The sequence below is a fragment of the Anoxybacillus amylolyticus genome (genome assembly GCF_001634285.1).
Lineage (GTDB): Bacteria > Bacillota > Bacilli > Bacillales > Anoxybacillaceae > Anoxybacteroides > Anoxybacteroides amylolyticum.
The window spans coordinates 2084559-2104231 of record NZ_CP015438.1; the positions used below are offsets into that span (position 1 = coordinate 2084559).

Below are 19673 nucleotides of genomic sequence, written 5' to 3' on the forward strand. Positions count from 1 at the left end.
TTCCATAGCAATGTTATAGACTTCTAATTCCTCCCACCAATACAACAATTCCTCTTCTGTTTCAAGACACCATCTTTTTTTCTTTTTTTAAAAAAGCGGTTTTGACGATATGCTGATTCATTACATACACGCCTGTTAAAATGACGATGCCGCCCAACATCGAGAGAAGATGAATTTTTTCGCCCTGGACAACGATGTCAAGAACGAGTGAGAGAAATGGAGAAACGTATAGCCATGTCGCCGGGAACGAAGGGTTTGTTTTTTGAAGCAGCCAATAATACAACCCATGCCCAACAACGGAGCCGATAATAACTAAATACAATAGCGAAAGCCAGCCGATGCCGTTTATCGTGGAAAGGTTCGGCTTCTCAACGAAAAAAGAAACGATAAGCAGCGAAAGTCCGCCAAATAACATTTGATAACCGTTTAGCATCAGCGACGAAATGCCTTGTTTTAATACTTTTTTGGAATAAACGGTGGCAAATGCATAAAAACTTTCCCCGATAATAACGACCGCGCAAGCAAGTAGCCAAACGAGGTGAAATTGTACCGAAAGCGACGGAAAGGTGAGCAAAACAATTCCTAAAAAACCTAAGCCAAGTCCAACAAACTGAACGCGAGTAATTTTACTCTTTTCTATTTTCGCATGAAGCAACGTGACAAAAAGCGGGCCTGTCGCTGATAACAATGCCGCGAAGCTAGAGGGAATATATTGCTCTGCCCAATACAGTGTTCCAAATGTCATACCTGTCATACATAACCCTGTCAACAAAAACGGGACGAGTTGCTTTTTCGTTGGAAAAGCAAACTGTTTCGTCACTAATCCGTAGACAACGACAAGAAAGCCGGCGAGAAAAAAGCGGAAACCGGCAGAAAAATATGGAGTCCATCCTTCCTGCAAGCCAATTTTAATCGCTAAAAACGTCGTCCCGAAAATAAGACACATCACGAAATAAGCTAATAAAACCATTCTCATCACCTTTTCCTGTTAGTTTATGTATAGCATGCTATAATGGATATATAACAGTAAAACTCTTTCTATAACAGTGGAGGAGAAGAGATGAACATTGCTTTAAAGCGGCATTCGCACGTTCCGGTGCACGAACAAATATCCCAATATTTTATCGACCGGATCTCATCGAATATGTTAAAAGAAAGGGAACAGCTCCCTTCTGTCCGGAAACTGGCAAAAGAGCTAGGAGTCGCGTTAGTGACCGTGCAAAAAGCGTATCAACAGCTGCAACAAAAAGGATATGTCGAAAGTTTTCAAGGAAAAGGGATTTTTGTCAAAAAACGAGCGCCGCTCGATCCTGCCCCTTTCGATACAGAATGGCAAATGCTCGTTTCGGATTATGTACCGCGGGCGCAATCGCTTGCCATTTTTCAACCACTACGAAGCATTCGCTACAACTTAGCAACCGCTTGTCTGCATGGAGATCTTTTTCATATGGACTGGATTCGCGAAACAACGGTGCGCGCCCTTGAAAAGCAGCCGCAACTATTAAGCCAATATAGCAGTGCCAATGGAGATGGGGAATTTCGTAAAGCGGTGAGCGATTATCTTCGCTCCAAACATTTGTCGGTTCCGCCAGAACACATTGTTGCGACGAGCGGCACTCAACAAGGCATTGAACTTGTGGCAAAAACGTTCGTCGGACCAAATGATGTCGTTCTAATGGAAGCACCGACTTACCCTGGAAGCATCGATATTTTTAGAGCACGAGGGGCACAAATAATTCCGATTCCCGTAGAGCAAGACGGGATCGATACGAAAACATTGTTGAGAATTTGCGATCAATACCACCCAAAACTGCTTTATACGAATCCAACGTTCCAAAACCCTACAGGAACAACCCTTAGCTTGAAAAAGCGAAAAGAGCTTGTCGATATTGCCGAAAGCTATCATTTTTTAATTGTAGAGGATGACCCATGGAGTGAGCTTTATTTTGACGCGCCACCGCCACCGCCAATCAAAAGCTTTGACAAGTCCGGACACGTCATTTATTTAAAAGGATTTAGCAAATTTTTATCCCCCGCTTGCCGAATGGGAGCGCTCGTTGCCGAAGGGAGATTATTGGAAAAGTTAATCGCAGCAAAAAGCATCTCAGACTTAGGATCCCCGTTGCTTCCGCAAAAAATTGTCGCATCGCTTCTACAGTCGGAGCAACTCAATCCATTTTTGCAATATTTGCGCCGTCAGCTAAAGCAACAAGAAAAGTGTTGTGTCGAACTGCTGCAAGAGAAAATGCCATCGCTTACGTTTCGCCGAGCAGATGGCGGAAGCATATTATGGATCAAGCTCCCGCACCCTGTCGACGCAGACGTGCTTTTAGAACAAGCTCATCTTCACGAACTTTCTTTTCTGTCGGGGAGCGCTTGTTTTCCGATACACGTCCCGAACCAGTATATCCGGCTAAGTTTTGCTGGAGTGCCTATTCATGAATTAAAACAAGCGATCGAACGCTTATGCTACGTGTTGTGTACGCTTCAAACAAAAAATGAAATCGAACAATTTCCAAGTTTTTAATATCTCCCCCTTGCCGTGTGAGGCAAGGGGTTTTTATAAAGCGGATAAATCCACCCCCACTACACCGACGATTTGGTCACGATGAAAAATCGGAGCGGAGATCGTCAAGCACGGACGTTTCGTTAGTGCAGATGTGTAAATGTCGGAAACGTACGTCCGGCCTTTGCTCGCTTCGATAAACCACGGACGCGCTTTCGCGTTCACAAGCCCTGCCGGCGGATTGGAATAAACGAACGTTCCGTCTAAATGATTAGACCAAACCGCTTCAATATTGGCGTTGGATCGTAAAAATTCACTAAGATATTTTTCGTGCTGCTGTTTGTTCATTTCATATAATGGACAAGATTCAAGAAGCAAGGCAATGCTTGTTTTCGTTTGTTCAATCATTGTTTCATCTAGCGAAACAGCTGCCGTTACGTCCGTTTTCACCATGCTTTGCAATTCATTCGATGTTTTTTCTAATGCTTTGTTGATATCCATCATTTGTTCGACGTTTCGATGTTGACGATCCATATCCCGCTCTACCTTATAGGCGTGCTCTTTGTTTTTAGTCGCCATCGCTGTAATCTGCTCGAGCCACGCCGCAATTTCTTGTACGCTCGCCGTTTGTGCATCGGCTGCTTGCGTCGAGTCAAACACCATCGCTGTAATATTGCTTAGCTTTTCCTTAAAAGAATCCAAAATTTGTAGCACGCTCATCACTTCTTGTGATCCACTTTCAATTTGTGCCGTTTCCGTTTTCACCATGTCCGTTGTCGCCGCAATTTCATTTTGAATCGATGACAAAATGTCGCGCGTCTGTTCGACCGCTTTCGATGTTTGGCTTGCCAAGTTCCCTACTTCATTCGCTACGACCGAAAACCCCTTGCCGTGTTCGCCTGCTCGTGCCGATTCAATATTCGCATTTAAGGCAAGGATGCTTGTTTGTTGCGAAATGGCGCCGATCGCTGAAAGAATTTGGTTAATTTCTTGCGATTGATTGACTAAGCTTTCCATTTGCTTTAACAACACATGATGACTTTTGCGCAACTCATCCATTTCCGCCTGCAATTTTTTTAGCGAATTCCACGAGTGGATCAGCTCTTCATAAAACAATTGGCTGCTCGAATGAATTTGCTGGGAAGCGGCGGATACTTTTAATGCAGACGAAGCGATCATTTTCATTTTTTCCGATACGCGCAACGTATAATCCATTGTCTTTTCAAGGTGTTTCGTCAACTCTGTCGTACTCGATTTGCTTGACGTCGATATGTCGTTTAATGAATTTGCCGCAAGTTTCATTTGTTCAATTACTGCTTTTAGTTGGTCAGCCGCTACTTCAATTTGTCCGAGCAATTGCTCGTTAGCTAACGAAACTTCCACTTGCTCTTCCTTATATTTCGTTCGCCATTTCAACAAAAACATAAAATCTCACCTTCCACGTAATATTTTTTTACGTGATTATAACATTAATTTCAAAAAGAAAGAACGTTTTTCTGAATATTTTTTACATAAAAATGCCTGCCGCTTCTTTTGGCAGGCAAGCTGTTTATTTATTCAATCATTTCCGTTGTTGAAATGCATAGTGAAGTACGGATTTCGTCGGTTCATCAGTGTTTTTGCGTGCTGTTAAATACGTATACAACGCTCCCATAAATAATGCTCCGCCGACAATGTTACCAAATGTCACTGGAAGAATGTTGTGAATCACTCCCGCCAAATCAATCGTTGCTGGATGCGGGACAGCTAACGCAATGGAAAATAACACAAAGTTCGCGATCGAGTGCTCATATCCGGAGGCGAAAAAGATAAAGACGATGAGAATCATCGAAATCACTTTCGCGATATCTTCTTTCATTTGCATCGGGATAAAAATCGCTAAACAAACGAGCCAGTTACAAAGAATTCCTTTAATAAAAAGCTGCGTAGTTGTGGCATGTATTTTTTTCGCCGCCACCGCAAACAAGACATGGTCTTCTGAAATATGATCGAATACGCCGGACTGAGAAATAAGGAACGCGAAAAAGATGGCGCCTAACAAATTGCCGCTATAACAAGCGAGCCAATTGCGAATGGTGTCTTTTACCGTCGTTTCTTTCTGGATTGTACTAATCGTAAAATACATCGTATTCCCTGTAAACAATTCTGCTTCACCGTACATAATAAGCACAAGGGCAATGCCGAAAAATAGCCCCATAACTAAATATGTCGCAGGCGAATTCGCTTCATGAAAAAAATCCCCGATCCTTAAGCAAAGGACGAGCGCGAACCCGATATACACCCCAGCTAAGGCAGCTCGCATCATATATTGTGTAAGGGAGCGTTCTAAAATAGCACGCTTTTTCAGCGCTAATTCTTTGCATTTTTTCACTGCTTCCATTTTCCTGACACTTCTCTTTCCGTTTATTTTGTGATTTTTTTCACATATAACTTACTCCTTCTTTTGCTGTTTTTCAACAACAAGAAAGAAATGTTAAAATAACTGTCACCATTTTTCTTTTGTAATCGTTTTTCAAAAAAATAATTGTTGCAAATTCTCCCGTTATTGTTCTCACTATTCTTTTCCATGTATGTTTTATATACATTCACGCACATTAAAAATGTTCAACTTAATTTTTAGGAGGGGACATTATGTTGCGTCTATTTATGTTCGGACGTAATCGCACGCTTTGGAATCAATGGCTACGCCTGACTGGACAACGAAATAGCCGCGGAATGCTTTGGTCGCTCATTAGTTTCGGTTTAGGAATTGCCGCAACCACTGCCTTTAACTGGCGAAGACAGCAAATGGCGCAATCCACTTTCAAACGCCCAATTCGCCGAGCGATGCGTACCATCAATGGATTTATGAATCGGCGAATGAGACGTCCAAGCTTAGCGGCAGTGGAATTGTCGAAAGAAATTGCCGAGAAACCAAAAATACCCACTAATAATCGATCGTAGCTACAAAAAATCTCCCACCTCTTAACCGAAGGTGGGAGTAAAGTCGTTTCGTTGTGCTTGTTTTCTTTCCTCAAAGCATACAGATGGTTTCCGAATCTCAAGGCGTTGCCAGCCAGCTTCCTCACTTTCTTTCCAAAACGTTGCTACATTACTGATACAAAACCGATTCGTTTCAACGACATATGTTCTTTTCCGAACAGTATTCACCGCTCTCCCCCTCTTTCATGTACCGATGAGGAAAATACCCAAAAACGGCTTCCTATGAAATTAATAGCCATTCCTGCAATCGTCACCGTCACTTTACTCATAAATAGCGACAGCCCAGTTAATTGTAATAGTTGCAGCAAAACAACCGTCGTGCCTAACGACAGCAGGTTAAGGATAATAAATTGAAAAAATTGCTGTACCAGCGCTTTTTCTTGCACACGAAACGTCCATATTCGATTCCATACATAGCTATTGATGGCACCTGCGCTATAGGAACATAATTGTGCCCAAACGTACGGCACTCCAATCGAAGTGAGCAGGAAAAACACGCCGAAATCCACTAGCGTATTTCCTATCCCAACAATGACAAAGCGAACAAGTGTAGCTCCCTCATTCCACATAATACGGCATCTTTTCTTTCTCATAACCGACGCCCCAACCTTCTTTTAAGATATAGAGTGGGCGCTGTTTGACTTCATCGTAAATGCGCCCGATATACTCACCGATGACGCCAAGCATCATGAGTACGACACCATTGAAAAAGAGAACGGCCATAGCGAGAGACGACCAGCCCGTGACAGTAGAATGGGTAAACAATTTTAAATATAGGACAACTATCATCCAAATGGCACTCACAAACGAAAGCAAAAATCCTAACAAACTAGCTAACTTTAACGGTTTATATGAAAAAGACGTAATGCCGTCAAGCGAAAACCGGATCATTTTTTTGAGCGGATATTTCTTCCCTCCCAACCGCTCGTCGCGTTCATATTCAATCGCCGTTTGTTTAAAGCCAACCCAACTGACAAGCCCGCGCACGAACCGGCTTCGTTCTCTCATTCCTACTAACTGGTCTCGCACTTTTCGGTCAATTAACCGAAAATCGCCCGTACCAAGTGGAATGTCAATTTCTGTCGCTGTCCGTAGTAACCGATAAAAAGCATAGGCGGTCGCTTTTTTAAAGAACGTTTCTCCTTTTCGCGTCGTTCGTTTCGCATAGACGACGTCATAGCCTTCTTTCCATTTTTCAATCATGTCTAACATTAACTCTGGCGGGTCTTGCAAGTCCGCGTCAATAATGATAATCGCTTTTCCAGAAGCATAGTCCATTCCAGCGGTAATGGCGATTTGATGACCAAATTTGCGGGAAAAATCCAAATATTTCACTGTATCATCTCTCACCGCGAGCTCTTTCAATATATCAAGTGTTTCGTCTTTACTTCCATCATTTACAAATAATAGCTCATACGGTTCGTCTGTTTGTTCCATGACCCTCTTTATCCGGTTGTACGTTTCACGAATCACAAGCGCTTCGTTATAGACAGGAATCACGATTGAATATTTTACCACGTTCCTCTCCTCCTATCCCTCGTATTTGTACAGCTTTTCCGCACCGTCTCTTGCAAACGGCTGTTGTGTGTCTGTCGATTGATTCCATTCGGCTTGCGTCACTTCTTTGCAATGCGTTTGAATCCACTCGACAATTTCGTTATTGCTTTGGCCGCCGCCAAATCCAGAAACAAGAAAATATTTTACTTCTCCGTTTTTCACTAGTTTCTCTAATTTTTCGGTCGTCAGCGATGGGTCTTTTCCAGAAAATCCTCCCACCGCCATGACGACTTTATCGGTTTTTAACATGAATTGTGCCGCTTCGGTAGCCCGAAAAGTTGCTACTAAATAAGTTTCCCCATTGTAGTTCTTTTTTAAATATTGAATGAGCTGCTCACTCGCTTCATTTCTTCCTCCATTTATCAAAGTTTTCTCCCTTATCCACTAGTTCCATCATACAATTGTTAGATGAAAATTAAGTGAAAATAAAAAGAATGTCCCCAAAGGAACGGGACACCCTTTCTTATCACCATATATACGCACAAAACAGTTTCATCAAGTTATACCTTTTGAAACAGCCTTTAATTCCTCGGCCCCCACAAAATAATCAACACGCCAACTAGGCATACGGCGGAGCCGATCGAGTCGTATAGATCAGGGGTTTTGCGGTCAATTCCCATCCCCATAACACGGATAAAACGACAAAAACCCCACCGTATGCCGCATACACCCGACCAAACGACGGGAACTGTTGCAACGTCGGAATGATTCCGTACGCGACCAAGATCACTCCCCCAATCACTCCGTACCAAACCGGTTTGGACTCGCGCAGCCAAAGCCAAATCAAATACGCGCCGCCAATTTCGGCAAACCCTGCTAAAAGGAACAACATAAATGCTATCATCCGGACGCATCTCCTTATTTCCGACGAAATTCCCACCAGTCTTTCGCTAGGCGATAGGTTACTTCACAAAACAGTTCATCGACTGTATTGCCTTTCACCATTTCTCCATCGATAAGCGCAAATGGCCCTTTTTTACACGTTTTGCATTTCCCTAAACACCCTTTTCGCTTCACTTTTATTGTATATGTCTGTTTCAAAAATTTATATAACTTTTTCGTTTCATGCTTATTTTTCTTGCAAAAACAAACGTTTATCATGATGCTAACCTCTCTTCTTGATGATAAGAATTATCATTTTCATTGTATCATAAACAACCGACCATCGCGGAAAAAATTTTCGTTGTTTTCTTGTTGTTTTTTGTAGATTTCCGTAGACTGCTTTTACATTTAATTCAGAAAAGAAAAAATAGTAGAAAAATAGAAAGGAGGGGGCATGTTGATTTATTTTCACCAAGTGAATAAGCATTATGGAGACTTTCACGTCTTAAAGGATATTAATCTCACCATCGAACAAGGCGAAGTCGTCGTCATTATCGGTCCGTCTGGTTCTGGAAAAAGTACGTTAGTTCGCTGCATTAACCGCCTTGAAACGATCACAAGCGGCGAACTCGTTGTCGATGGCGTGAAAGTGAACGATAAAAACACCGATATTAATAAACTGCGCCGTAATATCGGCATGGTTTTTCAACATTTTAACTTATATCCGCATAAAACCGTCTTGCAAAACATTACGCTTGCACCGATGAAAGTGCTTGGTGTATCAGAACAAGAAGCAAAAGAAACGGCCATGTACTATTTAGAAAAAGTCGGCATTCCCGATAAGGCAAACGCCTACCCGACAGCATTATCTGGTGGGCAACAACAGCGCGTCGCCATCGCTAGAGGACTGGCTATGAAACCGAAAATTATGCTGTTTGATGAACCGACATCGGCGCTTGACCCAGAAACAATCGGCGAAGTGCTCGACGTTATGAAAACGCTTGCAAGAGAAGGGATGACCATGGTCGTTGTCACGCACGAAATGGGATTTGCACGAGAAGTCGCTGATCGCATCGTCTTTATGGATCAAGGGAGAATTTTGGAAGAAGCACCACCAGAACAGTTTTTTGCCAATCCGCGCGAAGAACGGGCGCGCCTGTTTCTTAGCCGGATTTTAAATCACTAAAAATTAAAGGGGGAAATTTTTCATGTTCAAAACGGTTTGGAAAAAAATGATTGGGCTTGGGCTTATCGCCATGCTCAGCGCCACTGCCCTAGTCGGCTGCAGCAGCGAAACAACAACAGAAAACAAAACGGACAACAAAAAAGAACAAGCAGCAGAAACAACGTTAGACAAAATTAAAGAGCGCGGCAAATTAGTCGTCGGCGTCAAATACGACCTCAACCTTTTTGGCTTAAAAAATCCGCAAACTGGTGAAGTGGAAGGGTTTGACATTGATATCGCCAAAGGATTAGCGAAAAAAATTCTCGGCGATGAAAATAAAATTGAACTAAAAGAAGTCACTTCAAAAACGCGCATTCCAATGCTAAATAACGGCGAAATTGATGCGATCATCGCGACAATGACGATCACGGAAGAACGGAAAAAAGAAGTTGATTTCTCTGATGTTTATTTCATGGCGGGTCAATCGCTGCTCGTCAAAAAAGATAGCAACATTAACAGCGTAAAAGACGTCAACAAAAAAGGCATCACGGTGTTAACAGCAAAAGGCTCTACTTCCGCGCAAAACATTCGGGCGAAAGCGCCAGAAGCAACTGTGCTAGAATTTGAAAACTACGCCGAAGCGTTTACGGCGCTGAAAGCAGGACAAGGCGATGCGCTCACAACAGACAATGCGTTATTGTTCGGAATGGCAAAACAAGATCCAAACTTCCGCGTTGTCGATGAAACGTTCTCTGAAGAACCATATGGAATTGCGGTTCGCAAAGGCGATAAAGAATTGTTAGACGTCATTAACGAATATTTAAAAGAAATTAAAGCAAACGGTGAATACGATAAAATTTACGAAAAATGGATCGGCGAAAAGCCGAAACAATAATGTGATGACGATGAGCGGAAAATATCCGCTCATCTCTTGTTAAGCGCAAAGGAGGCACCAAGATGCTCAACTATTCGATTCTTATCGAACATTGGGATATGTATATGCAAGGGTTTGCCAATACATTAAAGGCGAGTGTCCTCGCGTTAATCGGCAGTTTAGCGATCGGAACAGTAATGGCCGTTTTTCGCATCGCACCCATTCGCCCATTAAACTGGATTGGCGCTGCCTATGTCGAATTTATTCGCAACATCCCGCTTATTTTAATTGTATTCGTCTTTTTTGTCGGGTTGCCTGCAATTGGGATTCGTTTTGATTCATTTACCGCCGGCACGTTAGGGTTAACCGTTTATACCGCGGCGTTTATTGCTGAAGTCATTCGCGCTGGCATTCTTTCTGTTCCAAAAGGACAAATGGAAGCGGCCAGATCATCGGGGCTGACGTATTTGCAGGCGATGTGGTATATCATTTTGCCGCAAGCAGTAAAAATCGTCATTCCGCCAATGGGCAATCAATTTATTAACCTTGTAAAAAACTCATCAGTTCTCGGGGTCATCGCTGGGCTTGATTTAATGTATTTCGGTGACTTAATTTCGTCAGAGACGTTTGTCACATTTGATGTGTATATTTTCGTTGCCTTATTTTATCTACTTTTAACAATTGCATTAAGTTTAGGCGTTGGCGCATTAGAACGCCGCCTAGCAAAAAGTCGGTAAAGGTGGAGTGAGAAATGGATTTTGTCGGTGCATATGCTCCCGCTCATTTGAAATTTTTATTGGAAGGGTTTGTTGTGACACTGGAAGTTGCTTTTCTCTCGATTTTCTCGAGCTTTCTCATTGGTATTATTATCGGCGTGCTACGCTACAGCCGCATTCCTTTTCTTTCTCCGCTACTTGCGGTCGGGGTGGAGACGATTCGTAATCTGCCGTTGTTGTTGATTATTTTCTTTACTTACTTTGCTCTTCCAGAAGTAGGATTCAAACTCGATAAATTTTATGCCGCGATTTTAGCGCTCGTTATCTTTGAATCGGCGATGCTATCAGAAATTGTGCGAAGCGGGCTGAACTCGATTGAAAAAGGACAAATCGAAGCCGCACGGTCATCGGGACTCACCTATACGCAAACGCTATGGCATATTGTTCTGCCGCAAGCGTTGCGCCGTATGGTCCCACCGATTGTCGGGCAGTTTATTTCGCTTTTGAAAGATACATCGCTTGCTGTCGTCATCGCCTTGCCAGAATTAATGAACCATGCGCAAATTATTAACGGCCAAAACGTCAACTACGTCATTCCAATTTTCCTATTAGTTGCCGTCATGTACTTTGTCGTCAACTATTCCCTTTCGCTCGTTTCGCGAAGACTGGAACATAAGCATATATAAAAACATAAAAAGTCTCATCACTTCCTTAAATATACAAAAAATTTTGGAAGCGATGAGACTTGTATTTTTTCAGACAAATAACATGTCAAAAAACAATATACAGGTATATAACAAACAAAAAGTACAGAGTAGTGAGAATAGTAAACATCCAAATTACTACTCGAAAAATTCGTAATTGTTTTCCTAATTTATTTTTTGTTATCCTCAGAAAGAAATAACCAAAAAAAGCTCCTATACCTCCTCTGAATATCGCAAGTAACATTGTTCGTTCAGAATAATTATTGACGATAAAGGTGACTATGGCATAGCTAAAAAAAATTAAGGACAAAGTCAAAGTAACATATATCATAGCTTTATTTAAACTCTCATCCGATCCTAATCTCCCCATGATCTCACCTTTTCAATTCCAGAAATTCATTTTTTCTCTTTTTTAGAATGTTCTTCAATGTAATTGATGAAAGCTTCGCGAATGGCATTTGCCTAATTATCACTAGGTATTCCGTTTAATACCGACGAAACGTTAAAAAACTAAATACAGGAATACGACAAATAAGATGCATAAAATGATGAAAGAAGTGCATGTCCAAATAAACACTCTAAAAAAACGAATTTTTTTATCCATTTCCCCTTTTGTTTTCTTAAGAAAAACCGCTCCAAACATAATCGCAACCAAACCCCTAGATATAGTAGCAAACCAGGTATTCATTATATTTGGACCAATAATTAACGCGCTAATCGCATAAATGAACAAGATAACAAATACACATAGAGAACTATAAATAATCGTCTTGCTTCCTGTTTGTTTCAAAGGATTCATAAAGCATCTCCTTGTATGTGAAATGTTCAGTAATTTGCTCCCTGCACATTCTTATGATGGTACTTAGTTACCCATATAACCATCGTTCACTGAATTAAATATCTCAAAATATACTTTCTCTTTTCCGTTTACAACAGCTATTAAAATGGAACGTTCTTGCTCTTCTTCAGGAAGATAAACTTCGGTTCTAGGAGGTAGCTTTGTTGCCATCCCATCTTCAAAAGGTTCTCCTTCTTTATAGGTTGAGCGAATTTCAAAAAGTTTTTGTCCAGTTTTTATATTAAGATGATCTGTTTGCCCTATATCTTTTGCATTCATATAAATAGAGAGGTTATGTGCCATGATATCAGCATTTTTGTTTTCCTTTAAAATATTTGTAGCCTTTTCCTGCATTTTTTTTATACTCGTTCATTAGCTTTGTCCCCTGTTCCTTTGGGTTTGTTTGTTCTCCTGAGCAACCTACTACTATAAATAAAAATAATACAAAGATAGCGAGTTTGAATGTCTTCATGTAGTTTCCTCCCTCAAACCATCTTAACCAATATTATAGATTTAGTCGATGTAAACCACGAAAAGTATCCATTCAGCCCAATACTAGCGAGATTTTCACAATCTAGCACCAATAGGGCATCTCCGATATCGAAAATGCCCTAAGAGAAGTGGAGAATCGTTTGGAGGGATTCTCCGTTTAGAAGCCTTCTCAACGATTCCCAGATCGGTTTCTCATGTTTTTGCAGGGTGGAAATGACGCTGCGAATGACACAGAAAGCCTCGGCATCGTCTTCCTGACGAAACGTTTCAGAAATTTTTTGTTTGACTTTGCATTGCGATCCGAAAAGTAGACAGTATAAATTCAGTTAACGTGAAGGAATCAGAGAGATAAAGCTCTGGTTCCTTTCCTTTTCTCGTCTTTTTCTCAGTGTCTCAGAACCCCTTGGAACTGTCAAGGAAAGCACTTGACAGCCCCACGGAGTTCTGAGGAGAGATAGGTAAGACGAGAAGGAGGAAATGTAGCCCACTTGTGATCGTTGTTAACTAGCCTTTGCATATTGAGTCGGTGTTTGATAATGAAGAACACCTTGTATACGTTGGTGGTTGTAATAGCGAATGTAATCATGAATGAGCTGCGTTGCCTGTTCCACACTTTTCGTATGTTGCAAATCCTGCTCCATCTCTGTTTTGAGATAGGAGAAAAAGCTTTCTATGCATGCGTTATCAAGCGCATTCGCTTTTCTCGACATGCTTGGTGTAATCGAAAATGTATCCATCAGCGTTTTCCATCTTGTTGATCGATAGGGCATTCCTTGATCTGAATGAAGAATTAAGGAATCCTTGATGTGTCTGATTTCTAATGCATATAATAGTGAATCTTCCACAAGTTGAACATCGTGTGTTGATGAAATCTGATGCCCGATAATTTCATTGTTGTGTAAATCCATAACGGCAGAAACAAAGAAGAAAATGGCCGCATATTGTTTTTGAATGTTCGCTTGATCTGTAGTAAAATGAAAGTGCTCTTGCATGGGGATTCTCCTTTCGAATGTTGGATGGTACTTTCATTCTACAGGAGATCCGCAGGCAAGGGCTATTTTTATGCTTACTCGATTTTATCTAGCACCATGGGTTACCGAAACTTTTCATCTTTAATGTTTTTATAAGTAGACATAAGCGTTGAATGGCGGTTGTACTGATACAAATGTATACATACACATTAGCTGTTCAGGTTGATGAGCGCTTACGGAGGTTCGTTCTATTGTTTCCACGAAGACCTAACAAAATCTCATTAATAACTCTCGAGCACGGAATTGAGAGTATACATTTTTTGTTCTAGAAGCTTATATGTTTCTTGTCCCTTAATTCGGATGTTAATTTGCGCAATCTCCCGTAAATGGTTTTTCAGTGCTTTCACAAAATCATGAGCGAATTTTATTTTATCATAAAAAAGAAAGGATTCTACCTTATCATTTGTAACATTTACGGCTTCGATTTTAATTTGATGTCCTTTCATTATGAAAAAATAATCATAAATAGAACCAAATCCAGAGATGCGGAACGGCTTATTCTCTTTATTGACTATCATATCCATAATACCAGTAGCCATACTTAGCAAAGCTGTGCCATAAAGGGTTGCGATATTGATCGTCATTTGTTCGATACCATTATGAACAGTCATATACATTTCACAACTAAAAAAACTATTGAGATTTTCACTTTTGAGTGTTTCTCTCCAATCTTCTTCCCAGTCTTCTAATAAAATTTTGATACCCATAATATATTCTCCTCAATTTTTACTTTTTCGTAACTGCGCTGCTCCCTTTTATTGGATAGGAGGTTCGAATGATTCCATCCTTGCTCACAACGGTAATCATTTCACTAATACCATATTTATTGGGATTATATACATATTCCATTGTCCCATCTGGATGTTTTGTCCGAATCTTCCCTTTTTCTACACTCTCCATTATCAAGTTTTTAATTTCCCCTTCACCCATATGTTTCGGAAACAATGTCTTTCCTATTATATGCCCTTAAACAATGTGCTTCCAACCTTCTTTAGAGTTCCCTTCCATTAAAATAGCTCTGCTATTATATTTGTAAACGTCAAATAGCCCCCACCTTTTTGAAGGCCGGGGCTTGAGGTATTATTTAGTTAGCTGCTGAAAAGCAATACATGAAACAGGGAGTGTGGTTGACCAAGGAAGCATTTGATCCAATGCGTTCTTGTCTGACAAATCCATATTGGGAAGCTTCTCAAAAAGATAGCGAAGGTAATAATATGGATGTAATTGATTCGCTTTCGCTGTCTCCACTATGCTGTAGATGATGGCACTTGCCCGTGCACCTTGTGGTGTATTAGCGAAAAGCCAATTTTTCCTTCCGATGACCACCGATTTGATCGAGCGTTCGCTGCGATTATTATCGATCTCCAGTCGCCCATCCTCTAAAAAGGCCACTAATTTATCCCATTGGTTCAGACAATACGCAACGGCTTTTCCTAATGCGCTCTTTGGCAACACGTGCTGTTTTTGCTTTTGCAGCCATGACAAAAAAGCGTCTAAGATAGGCTTGCTTTGCTTTAGACGTTCTTCATACCGATCTTTAGGATCTAATTTTTTTAATTTACGTTCCACCGCAAACAGCTGATTACAGAAATTCAGACCTTCCGTTGCGGTCACTGGTGCCACGCTATTGGCAGGCATGGATTTTAGGGCGTCTGTAAATCCTCTACGCGCATGAGCCCAACAACCAACCAAGGTTACGTTTGGCACTTGATGGTATCCTGCGTATCCATCCACCTGCAAATAGCCTTGAAAACCGTTCAGGAAATTCTTTGGGTTTTCCCCTGCTCTCGTTTCCTGATAATCATAAAGGATGATAGGCGGCCCTTCTATTCCTGTCTGATACTGCCATAAATAGGAGGTAGAAGTAGCCGGTCTTCCAGGTTCCTGAAGAACCTGAAGGGTGGTTTCATCGGCATGAATAATATCCAGCTCCAGAAGATGTTCGTGCATCCGATGATACAGCACACTCAGCCATCGTTCCGCTCCTTTTACCATCCAATTGGCAAAGGTTTGTCGAGAAAGAGGCATGCCCATTCGTTGAAACTGTTTTTCTTGGCGATATAACGGGAGTCCCTCTACATATTTTTGCGTCATAATATGTGCCAAAATAGAAGGAGAGGCAAGACTGCCCGGAATGACGGATTTCGGTCTAGGCGCTGTTTGAATAGGTGTTTCGATCTCATGGTGCTCACAATGGCGACAAGAATAGACATATTGCACGTGTTTCACTACTTTTAATTCCGCAGGAATATAGACAAGTTCTTGGCGTACTTCCGTACTCATTTCATGTAGCGTTCCACCGCAACACGAACAGACCTGCTCTTCATCGGATAAACGGTATTCGACCGTTTCGACCGGCAGGTTTTCCAGCATCGCTTCGCGGTGACCGCGTGTTTTCCGACGGCGCTGATAACGAATGGACTCCAACGTAGGTTCCGGCAACTCAAGGTTCGATTCGTTTTCTACCTCGTTGAATAGTTCCAATTGACCAGGATGGATTTTTTCACTTGAAACGCCAAAGCGTTTGTGCTGCAGAAGGCGAAGCTGTTCTTCATACCATTTTACTTTCGCTTCCAACTCCTGTTGCTTTTTTAGTTTCGCCTGTAATTCTGCATTTTGCTTTTCTAGCATTTCCAAGCGTTGGAGGAGATCTTCAGTTGTAAGATTGGAATGAGGGAATTTCGCTGTTTTTTTCATACTCTCATTATACAATAAAACAGCGGAATTCCCTGAATTTTTATTATTTAAATAACTTTCTTTGCGGTTACTGCCGAATGGGCTTGTTTCTGGTTCAATGATAGTCCATCGAGCAGCCAGCGTAATTGGCGTGGACTAATTTGTAAAGGTTCCGAGCTGTGCTCCGAAGGCCAATCAAACGTTCCACGTTCCAGTCGGCGATAATATAGCCAAAATCCGTTATGATCCCAATGAAGAATTTTCAATTTATCCCGTCCACGATTGCAGAACACAAAAAGGGTAGAAGAAAAGGGATCAAGCTGGAATGCTTCTTGGACGATGGCTGCCAACCCGTCGATGGATTTTCGCAAATCTGTACTCCCTCGGGCGAGGTACACATGGGTCACCGTGGCCGCATTTAACATAACGTTTTCAACACCTTCACCACATCGGCAAAAAGCGAAGGGTTAAACCCTTGCTTCACCTCGATCGAACATTCGCCGATTTTTACTTGGATGGAATCCTCTTCATGGATCGATGGATCTGCCATCACAACGGATGCCCATTTTGTAGAGGGATTTGGTGTAGCGTTGGAACCTTCGAGCCGTTTGAGCCAGTACTTCAGCTGGTGAACCTTTAACCTATTCCTTTCACACCATTTTGCTTGGGTGAGACCACTCGCCCTGTAATCAGCAATACGCTGTTCCCATTCACGTCTTAATTCGTTTTTGTCCATACCAAAACTCCTTTAATTAAGATTTCTAAAGAAATTATGGCACGGATGTAGGGGCAAAACTAGGTGGGAAGAGTTTGACGCTTACTTATATTTTAAAACCTTTCCCATCTCCTCTACAACATCTACTATTTCACCTTTACCGTATTTTTGGCTCTTCACCAAAAGTTGTACTTGATTTTTTCATAACATGCCCCACTTACGCTTGTGAGAAAAAATCAGTAAATCAATAATTTTTGCACATCCTTGTTCAGGAGAACGTATCGCTTGTCAAGCACATGTTGTGGTGATGAACCATATCTATGTTTTTTAGTAAAATAATAGATAATAAACACTCGTGCAATAAAAACAACCTTTACAAGAACATCCAACGGCTGATACGATAAAAATAAATGAAAAACATGGGAGATCACCTATGCGCGAACGGATGCTACCAATCTTCCTTCTCATCATAGCTACTGCTTTTTTCGGAGAAATGAAAGTGAATCCGTTTGGAAGTTCGTTTCGGTTTTCGCTCGGAAGCGCCGTTTTCTTTTTCGGGCTCATTTGGTTTCGAGCAGTTCCTATTGTATGGACTGGTTTGTTGACAGGGCTTTTTATTTCCCTATTTCGGACAAGCATCGACCTGCTGATGAACGACGAGTCTTGGAGCGCCAATTTTCTTTCTCATCTTCCGGCTGCGTGCTATTATCTCGCGTTTGCATTATTTGTTCGCCTATGCTGCATTCGCACTTATATGGAACTGCCTATTCATGTCGCGTTGCTCGGGGCAAGCATTGATTTCGCCTCCAATATTATCGAACTGTTTGTCCGCCATCTGTTGGGCGAAACGATTGCCGTCACACACGAAACGATTTTTATGCTGTTTTTGTTCGGAATTTTACGAAGTTTTTGTGTTGTTGGACTATACAACATTTTAATGATTCAACAAATACAAACGTTAGGAGAAGCCCGGCGACAAGAGCTCGAACGGCTCGTGATGATGAACACCAGCCTCTATGAAGAAGCGTTTTATTTGCGCAAATCAATGAGCCATATGGAAGACATTACACGCAAAAGCTACGAGCTATACACAAGGTTAATGGACGGCGAAAACGTCGAACCGAGCACCGCGCTCTATATCGCAGAGCATGTCCACGAGGTGAAAAAAGATTCGCAGCGCATTTTCGCTGGTTTATCGGAGTTAATCAACCAAGAGCAGCGTGATTTGCGTCTTCCGATTACCGAGCTTTGCGGTATGGTTATTCGCGCCAATGAAAAATATGCGGAGCTTTTAGGGAAATCGATCCAATTTCAAACGGTATGTGATATCAACCTGTCGACCCGCCACGTCTATGCCCTTCTTTCCGTATTAAATAATTTAGTCGCCAACGCAGTAGAGGCCATCCCTTCGTCTGGCTGGATCCATCTTCGCGCGGAACTTGCGCACGGTGACATCGTTTTTTCGATCACCGACTCCGGCCCTGGAATTCCCGAGGAAGACCGCGACTGGGTCTTTCAACTCGGCTTTACAACGAAATACGATGAACACGGCAACCCATCAACTGGCATCGGGCTAACGCACGCGAAAGAAATTGTTCATAGCTTCAAAGGGCGCATCGTGCTGACAACGGATGAATACGGACGGACCCAATTTCAAGTAAAAATCCCTAGCTATCAATTATTTTGAAAGGAGAGGATGCAATGTCCTTGCGCTTTTTTCTTATTGAAGATGATGCGGTCGTACGAAAAATGCTAGAAAAAATTATTGGAGAAAGCGGACTTGGTGAAGTCGTAGGACAAGCAGAAGATGGGCTTCACGTATCGATCGATCAGCTATATTCCGTTGATGTCGTGCTCATTGACCTACTTATGCCAGGGCTTGATGGCATTCAAACGATGAAAAAGCTGCGCGCGCAAGGATTCACTGGACCGTTCGTCATGATTTCTCAAGTGGAAAATAAAGAAATGATTGGGCAGGCGTATCTTCACGGCATCGATACATATATTCATAAACCGATTAACCGTTACGAAGTGGTTTCGGTTTTAAAACGAGTCGCCGACTATCTTTCTGTCGCTTCATCGCTTGACTCCATCCGCCGCCTATTGCAAACGCTAGAAAAAACGAAACAACCAGCAACCGGCCCTGAAGCGACTATCGAACAAAAAGCTAGGCAGCTTCTTCTCGTTTTAGGCATCGCTGGCGAAGCAGGAGCATCTGATTTATTAGCCATCGTGCGCTTGCTTTCGGAACAAGAGCAACAAGGGCGAACGATTCACGACTTGCCACCACTGAAAGAGCTATATGCCCAAATAGTGCAACGTATATATAAAGAGGAGCAACTCATGCAAAAAGAAATACGCGCCATGGAACAGCGCATTCGCCGCATGGTGCTACAAGCGTTTACCCATTTGTCGTCGCTAGGGTTAGCCGACTACACGAATCCTACATTTGAGCATTTCGCCCCTCGCTTGTTTGACTTTGAAGAAATTCGCTTGCGCATGCAAGAACTAGAAGCCGGAGAAAAAGCAACAAAATGCCGAATTAACGTAAAAAAATTTTTAACTGCTTTCTATATGGAAATAAAAGGAGCATAG

The 19673-nt window shown here is 41.9% G+C and carries 22 protein-coding genes and 2 pseudogenes; 8 read left to right on the forward strand and 16 right to left on the reverse strand.

The features are described from left to right. Positions 1 to 61: 61 nt before the first annotated feature. On the reverse strand, positions 62 to 976 hold the full coding sequence (locus GFC30_RS10595) for a DMT family transporter (RefSeq protein WP_084256303.1): 915 nt from the start codon (positions 974 to 976) through the stop codon (positions 62 to 64). Positions 977 to 1060: 84 nt separating this feature from the next. Between GFC30_RS10595 and pdxR the strand changes: the two genes are divergently transcribed. Beyond that, positions 1061 to 2527: a MocR-like pyridoxine biosynthesis transcription factor PdxR gene (gene pdxR, locus GFC30_RS10600; RefSeq protein ID WP_066325282.1), complete on the forward strand. Its 1467-nt coding sequence runs from the start codon at positions 1061 to 1063 to the stop codon at positions 2525 to 2527. Positions 2528 to 2560: 33 nt separating this feature from the next. Here pdxR and GFC30_RS10605 read toward each other — a convergent pair whose 3' ends face one another. Further along, on the reverse strand, positions 2561 to 3931 hold the full coding sequence (locus tag GFC30_RS10605) for a methyl-accepting chemotaxis protein (RefSeq protein ID WP_066325283.1): 1371 nt from the start codon (positions 3929 to 3931) through the stop codon (positions 2561 to 2563). A gap of 136 nt (positions 3932 to 4067) precedes the next feature. Continuing rightward, positions 4068 to 4886, reverse strand: coding sequence for a formate/nitrite transporter family protein (locus GFC30_RS10610; RefSeq protein ID WP_066325284.1), 819 nt, complete (start codon positions 4884 to 4886; stop codon positions 4068 to 4070). Positions 4887 to 5137: 251 nt separating this feature from the next. On the opposite strand from GFC30_RS10610, the gene GFC30_RS10615 reads away from it, so the two are divergent. Further along, positions 5138 to 5449: a hypothetical protein gene (locus GFC30_RS10615; protein WP_066325287.1), complete on the forward strand. Its 312-nt coding sequence runs from the start codon at positions 5138 to 5140 to the stop codon at positions 5447 to 5449. A gap of 203 nt (positions 5450 to 5652) precedes the next feature. Here the strand turns inward: GFC30_RS10615 and GFC30_RS10625 are convergent, their stop codons facing one another. From GFC30_RS10625 to GFC30_RS10645, 5 genes and pseudogenes are all read right to left on the reverse strand, one after another. Next, complete coding sequence (locus tag GFC30_RS10625; RefSeq protein ID WP_066325289.1) at positions 5653 to 6057, reverse strand: GtrA family protein; 405 nt, start codon at positions 6055 to 6057, stop codon at positions 5653 to 5655. After that, positions 6047 to 7006 (reverse strand): glycosyltransferase family 2 protein, encoded by a 960-nt coding sequence (locus GFC30_RS10630; RefSeq protein ID WP_066325297.1) that lies wholly within the window; start codon positions 7004 to 7006, stop codon positions 6047 to 6049. The genes GFC30_RS10625 and GFC30_RS10630 overlap by 11 nt, the downstream gene beginning before the upstream one ends. Positions 7007 to 7018: 12 nt before the next feature. Beyond that, a complete protein-coding gene (locus GFC30_RS10635; RefSeq protein WP_066325298.1) occupies positions 7019 to 7411 on the reverse strand; it encodes a mannosyltransferase YkcB-related protein in 393 nt (130 codons plus the stop codon). A gap of 155 nt (positions 7412 to 7566) precedes the next feature. After that, positions 7567 to 7889, reverse strand: a pseudogene (locus GFC30_RS10640) (YnfA family protein). Between the two features lie 14 nt (positions 7890 to 7903). Further along, positions 7904 to 8146, reverse strand: a complete 243-nt coding sequence (locus GFC30_RS10645) for a DUF1450 domain-containing protein (RefSeq protein WP_066325299.1) — start codon at positions 8144 to 8146, stop codon at positions 7904 to 7906. Between the two features lie 178 nt (positions 8147 to 8324). Here GFC30_RS10645 and GFC30_RS10650 point away from each other — a divergent pair, with 178 nt between their 5' ends. The 4 genes from GFC30_RS10650 (at position 8325) to GFC30_RS10665 (ending at position 11308) form a co-directional block, all read left to right on the forward strand. Continuing rightward, positions 8325 to 9053, forward strand: coding sequence for an amino acid ABC transporter ATP-binding protein (locus GFC30_RS10650; RefSeq protein ID WP_066327326.1), 729 nt, complete (start codon positions 8325 to 8327; stop codon positions 9051 to 9053). Positions 9054 to 9075: 22 nt separating this feature from the next. Further along, positions 9076 to 9927 (forward strand): ABC transporter substrate-binding protein, encoded by an 852-nt coding sequence (locus GFC30_RS10655; RefSeq protein ID WP_066325302.1) that lies wholly within the window; start codon positions 9076 to 9078, stop codon positions 9925 to 9927. A gap of 62 nt (positions 9928 to 9989) precedes the next feature. Beyond that, entirely contained in the window at positions 9990 to 10643 is a 654-nt protein-coding gene (locus GFC30_RS10660; protein ID WP_066325305.1) for an amino acid ABC transporter permease, read from the forward strand. Between the two features lie 14 nt (positions 10644 to 10657). Beyond that, on the forward strand, positions 10658 to 11308 hold the full coding sequence (locus GFC30_RS10665; protein WP_066325311.1) for an amino acid ABC transporter permease: 651 nt from the start codon (positions 10658 to 10660) through the stop codon (positions 11306 to 11308). Between the two features lie 880 nt (positions 11309 to 12188). Here GFC30_RS10665 and GFC30_RS10680 read toward each other — a convergent pair. From GFC30_RS10680 to tnpA, 8 genes and pseudogenes are all read right to left on the reverse strand, one after another. Next, complete coding sequence (locus GFC30_RS10680) at positions 12189 to 12518, reverse strand: hypothetical protein (protein ID WP_148660384.1); 330 nt, start codon at positions 12516 to 12518, stop codon at positions 12189 to 12191. 257 nt (positions 12519 to 12775) lie between these two features. After that, positions 12776 to 12946: pseudogene (locus GFC30_RS16900) on the reverse strand (IS66 family transposase); the annotation flags it as partial. A gap of 210 nt (positions 12947 to 13156) precedes the next feature. Continuing rightward, a complete protein-coding gene (locus tag GFC30_RS10685; protein WP_148660385.1) occupies positions 13157 to 13648 on the reverse strand; it encodes an IS3 family transposase in 492 nt (163 codons plus the stop codon). 260 nt (positions 13649 to 13908) lie between these two features. Beyond that, positions 13909 to 14394 carry a ribonucleoside-triphosphate reductase gene (locus GFC30_RS10690; protein WP_238583495.1) on the reverse strand — a complete coding sequence of 162 codons (486 nt, stop codon included), beginning with the start codon at positions 14392 to 14394 and terminating at the stop codon, positions 13909 to 13911. A 19-nt stretch (positions 14395 to 14413) separates the two neighbouring features. Continuing rightward, positions 14414 to 14593, reverse strand: a complete 180-nt coding sequence (locus GFC30_RS17080; protein WP_066325318.1) for a hypothetical protein — start codon at positions 14591 to 14593, stop codon at positions 14414 to 14416. Positions 14594 to 14767: 174 nt separating this feature from the next. Next, entirely contained in the window at positions 14768 to 16318 is a 1551-nt protein-coding gene (gene tnpC / locus GFC30_RS10700; protein WP_148660354.1) for an IS66 family transposase, read from the reverse strand. Between the two features lie 113 nt (positions 16319 to 16431). Next, positions 16432 to 16788 carry an IS66 family insertion sequence element accessory protein TnpB gene (gene tnpB / locus GFC30_RS10705; protein ID WP_066322942.1) on the reverse strand — a complete coding sequence of 119 codons (357 nt, stop codon included), beginning with the start codon at positions 16786 to 16788 and terminating at the stop codon, positions 16432 to 16434. Continuing rightward, positions 16782 to 17099 carry an IS66 family insertion sequence element accessory protein TnpA gene (tnpA, locus tag GFC30_RS10710; RefSeq protein ID WP_066322969.1) on the reverse strand — a complete coding sequence of 106 codons (318 nt, stop codon included), beginning with the start codon at positions 17097 to 17099 and terminating at the stop codon, positions 16782 to 16784. The genes tnpB and tnpA overlap by 7 nt, the downstream gene beginning before the upstream one ends. Positions 17100 to 17511: 412 nt before the next feature. Here tnpA and GFC30_RS10715 point away from each other — a divergent pair, with 412 nt between their 5' ends. Beyond that, on the forward strand, positions 17512 to 18765 hold the full coding sequence (locus GFC30_RS10715) for an ATP-binding protein (protein WP_066325320.1): 1254 nt from the start codon (positions 17512 to 17514) through the stop codon (positions 18763 to 18765). Between the two features lie 14 nt (positions 18766 to 18779). Then, positions 18780 to 19673 (forward strand): response regulator, encoded by an 894-nt coding sequence (locus GFC30_RS10720; protein ID WP_066325322.1) that lies wholly within the window; start codon positions 18780 to 18782, stop codon positions 19671 to 19673.

Coding starts and splice junctions, on each gene's coding strand:
- GFC30_RS10595 (WP_084256303.1), bottom strand. CDS start 976: ATGAGAATGGTTTTATTAGCTTATTTCGTGATGTGTCTTATTTTCGGG.
- pdxR (WP_066325282.1), top strand. CDS start 1,061: ATGAACATTGCTTTAAAGCGGCATTCGCACGTTCCGGTGCACGAACAA.
- GFC30_RS10605 (WP_066325283.1), bottom strand. CDS start 3,931: ATGTTTTTGTTGAAATGGCGAACGAAATATAAGGAAGAGCAAGTGGAA.
- GFC30_RS10610 (WP_066325284.1), bottom strand. CDS start 4,886: ATGGAAGCAGTGAAAAAATGCAAAGAATTAGCGCTGAAAAAGCGTGCT.
- GFC30_RS10615 (WP_066325287.1), top strand. CDS start 5,138: ATGTTGCGTCTATTTATGTTCGGACGTAATCGCACGCTTTGGAATCAA.
- GFC30_RS10625 (WP_066325289.1), bottom strand. CDS start 6,057: ATGTGGAATGAGGGAGCTACACTTGTTCGCTTTGTCATTGTTGGGATA.
- GFC30_RS10645 (WP_066325299.1), bottom strand. CDS start 8,146: ATGATAAACGTTTGTTTTTGCAAGAAAAATAAGCATGAAACGAAAAAG.
- GFC30_RS10655 (WP_066325302.1), top strand. CDS start 9,076: ATGTTCAAAACGGTTTGGAAAAAAATGATTGGGCTTGGGCTTATCGCC.
- GFC30_RS10660 (WP_066325305.1), top strand. CDS start 9,990: ATGCTCAACTATTCGATTCTTATCGAACATTGGGATATGTATATGCAA.
- GFC30_RS10665 (WP_066325311.1), top strand. CDS start 10,658: ATGGATTTTGTCGGTGCATATGCTCCCGCTCATTTGAAATTTTTATTG.
- GFC30_RS10680 (WP_148660384.1), bottom strand. CDS start 12,518: ATGCAGGAAAAGGCTACAAATATTTTAAAGGAAAACAAAAATGCTGAT.
- GFC30_RS10685 (WP_148660385.1), bottom strand. CDS start 13,648: ATGCAAGAGCACTTTCATTTTACTACAGATCAAGCGAACATTCAAAAA.
- GFC30_RS10690 (WP_238583495.1), bottom strand. CDS start 14,394: ATGGGTATCAAAATTTTATTAGAAGACTGGGAAGAAGATTGGAGAGAA.
- tnpC (WP_148660354.1), bottom strand. CDS start 16,318: ATGCTAGAAAAGCAAAATGCAGAATTACAGGCGAAACTAAAAAAGCAA.
- tnpB (WP_066322942.1), bottom strand. CDS start 16,788: ATGTTAAATGCGGCCACGGTGACCCATGTGTACCTCGCCCGAGGGAGT.
- tnpA (WP_066322969.1), bottom strand. CDS start 17,099: ATGGACAAAAACGAATTAAGACGTGAATGGGAACAGCGTATTGCTGAT.
- GFC30_RS10715 (WP_066325320.1), top strand. CDS start 17,512: ATGCGCGAACGGATGCTACCAATCTTCCTTCTCATCATAGCTACTGCT.
- GFC30_RS10720 (WP_066325322.1), top strand. CDS start 18,780: ATGTCCTTGCGCTTTTTTCTTATTGAAGATGATGCGGTCGTACGAAAA.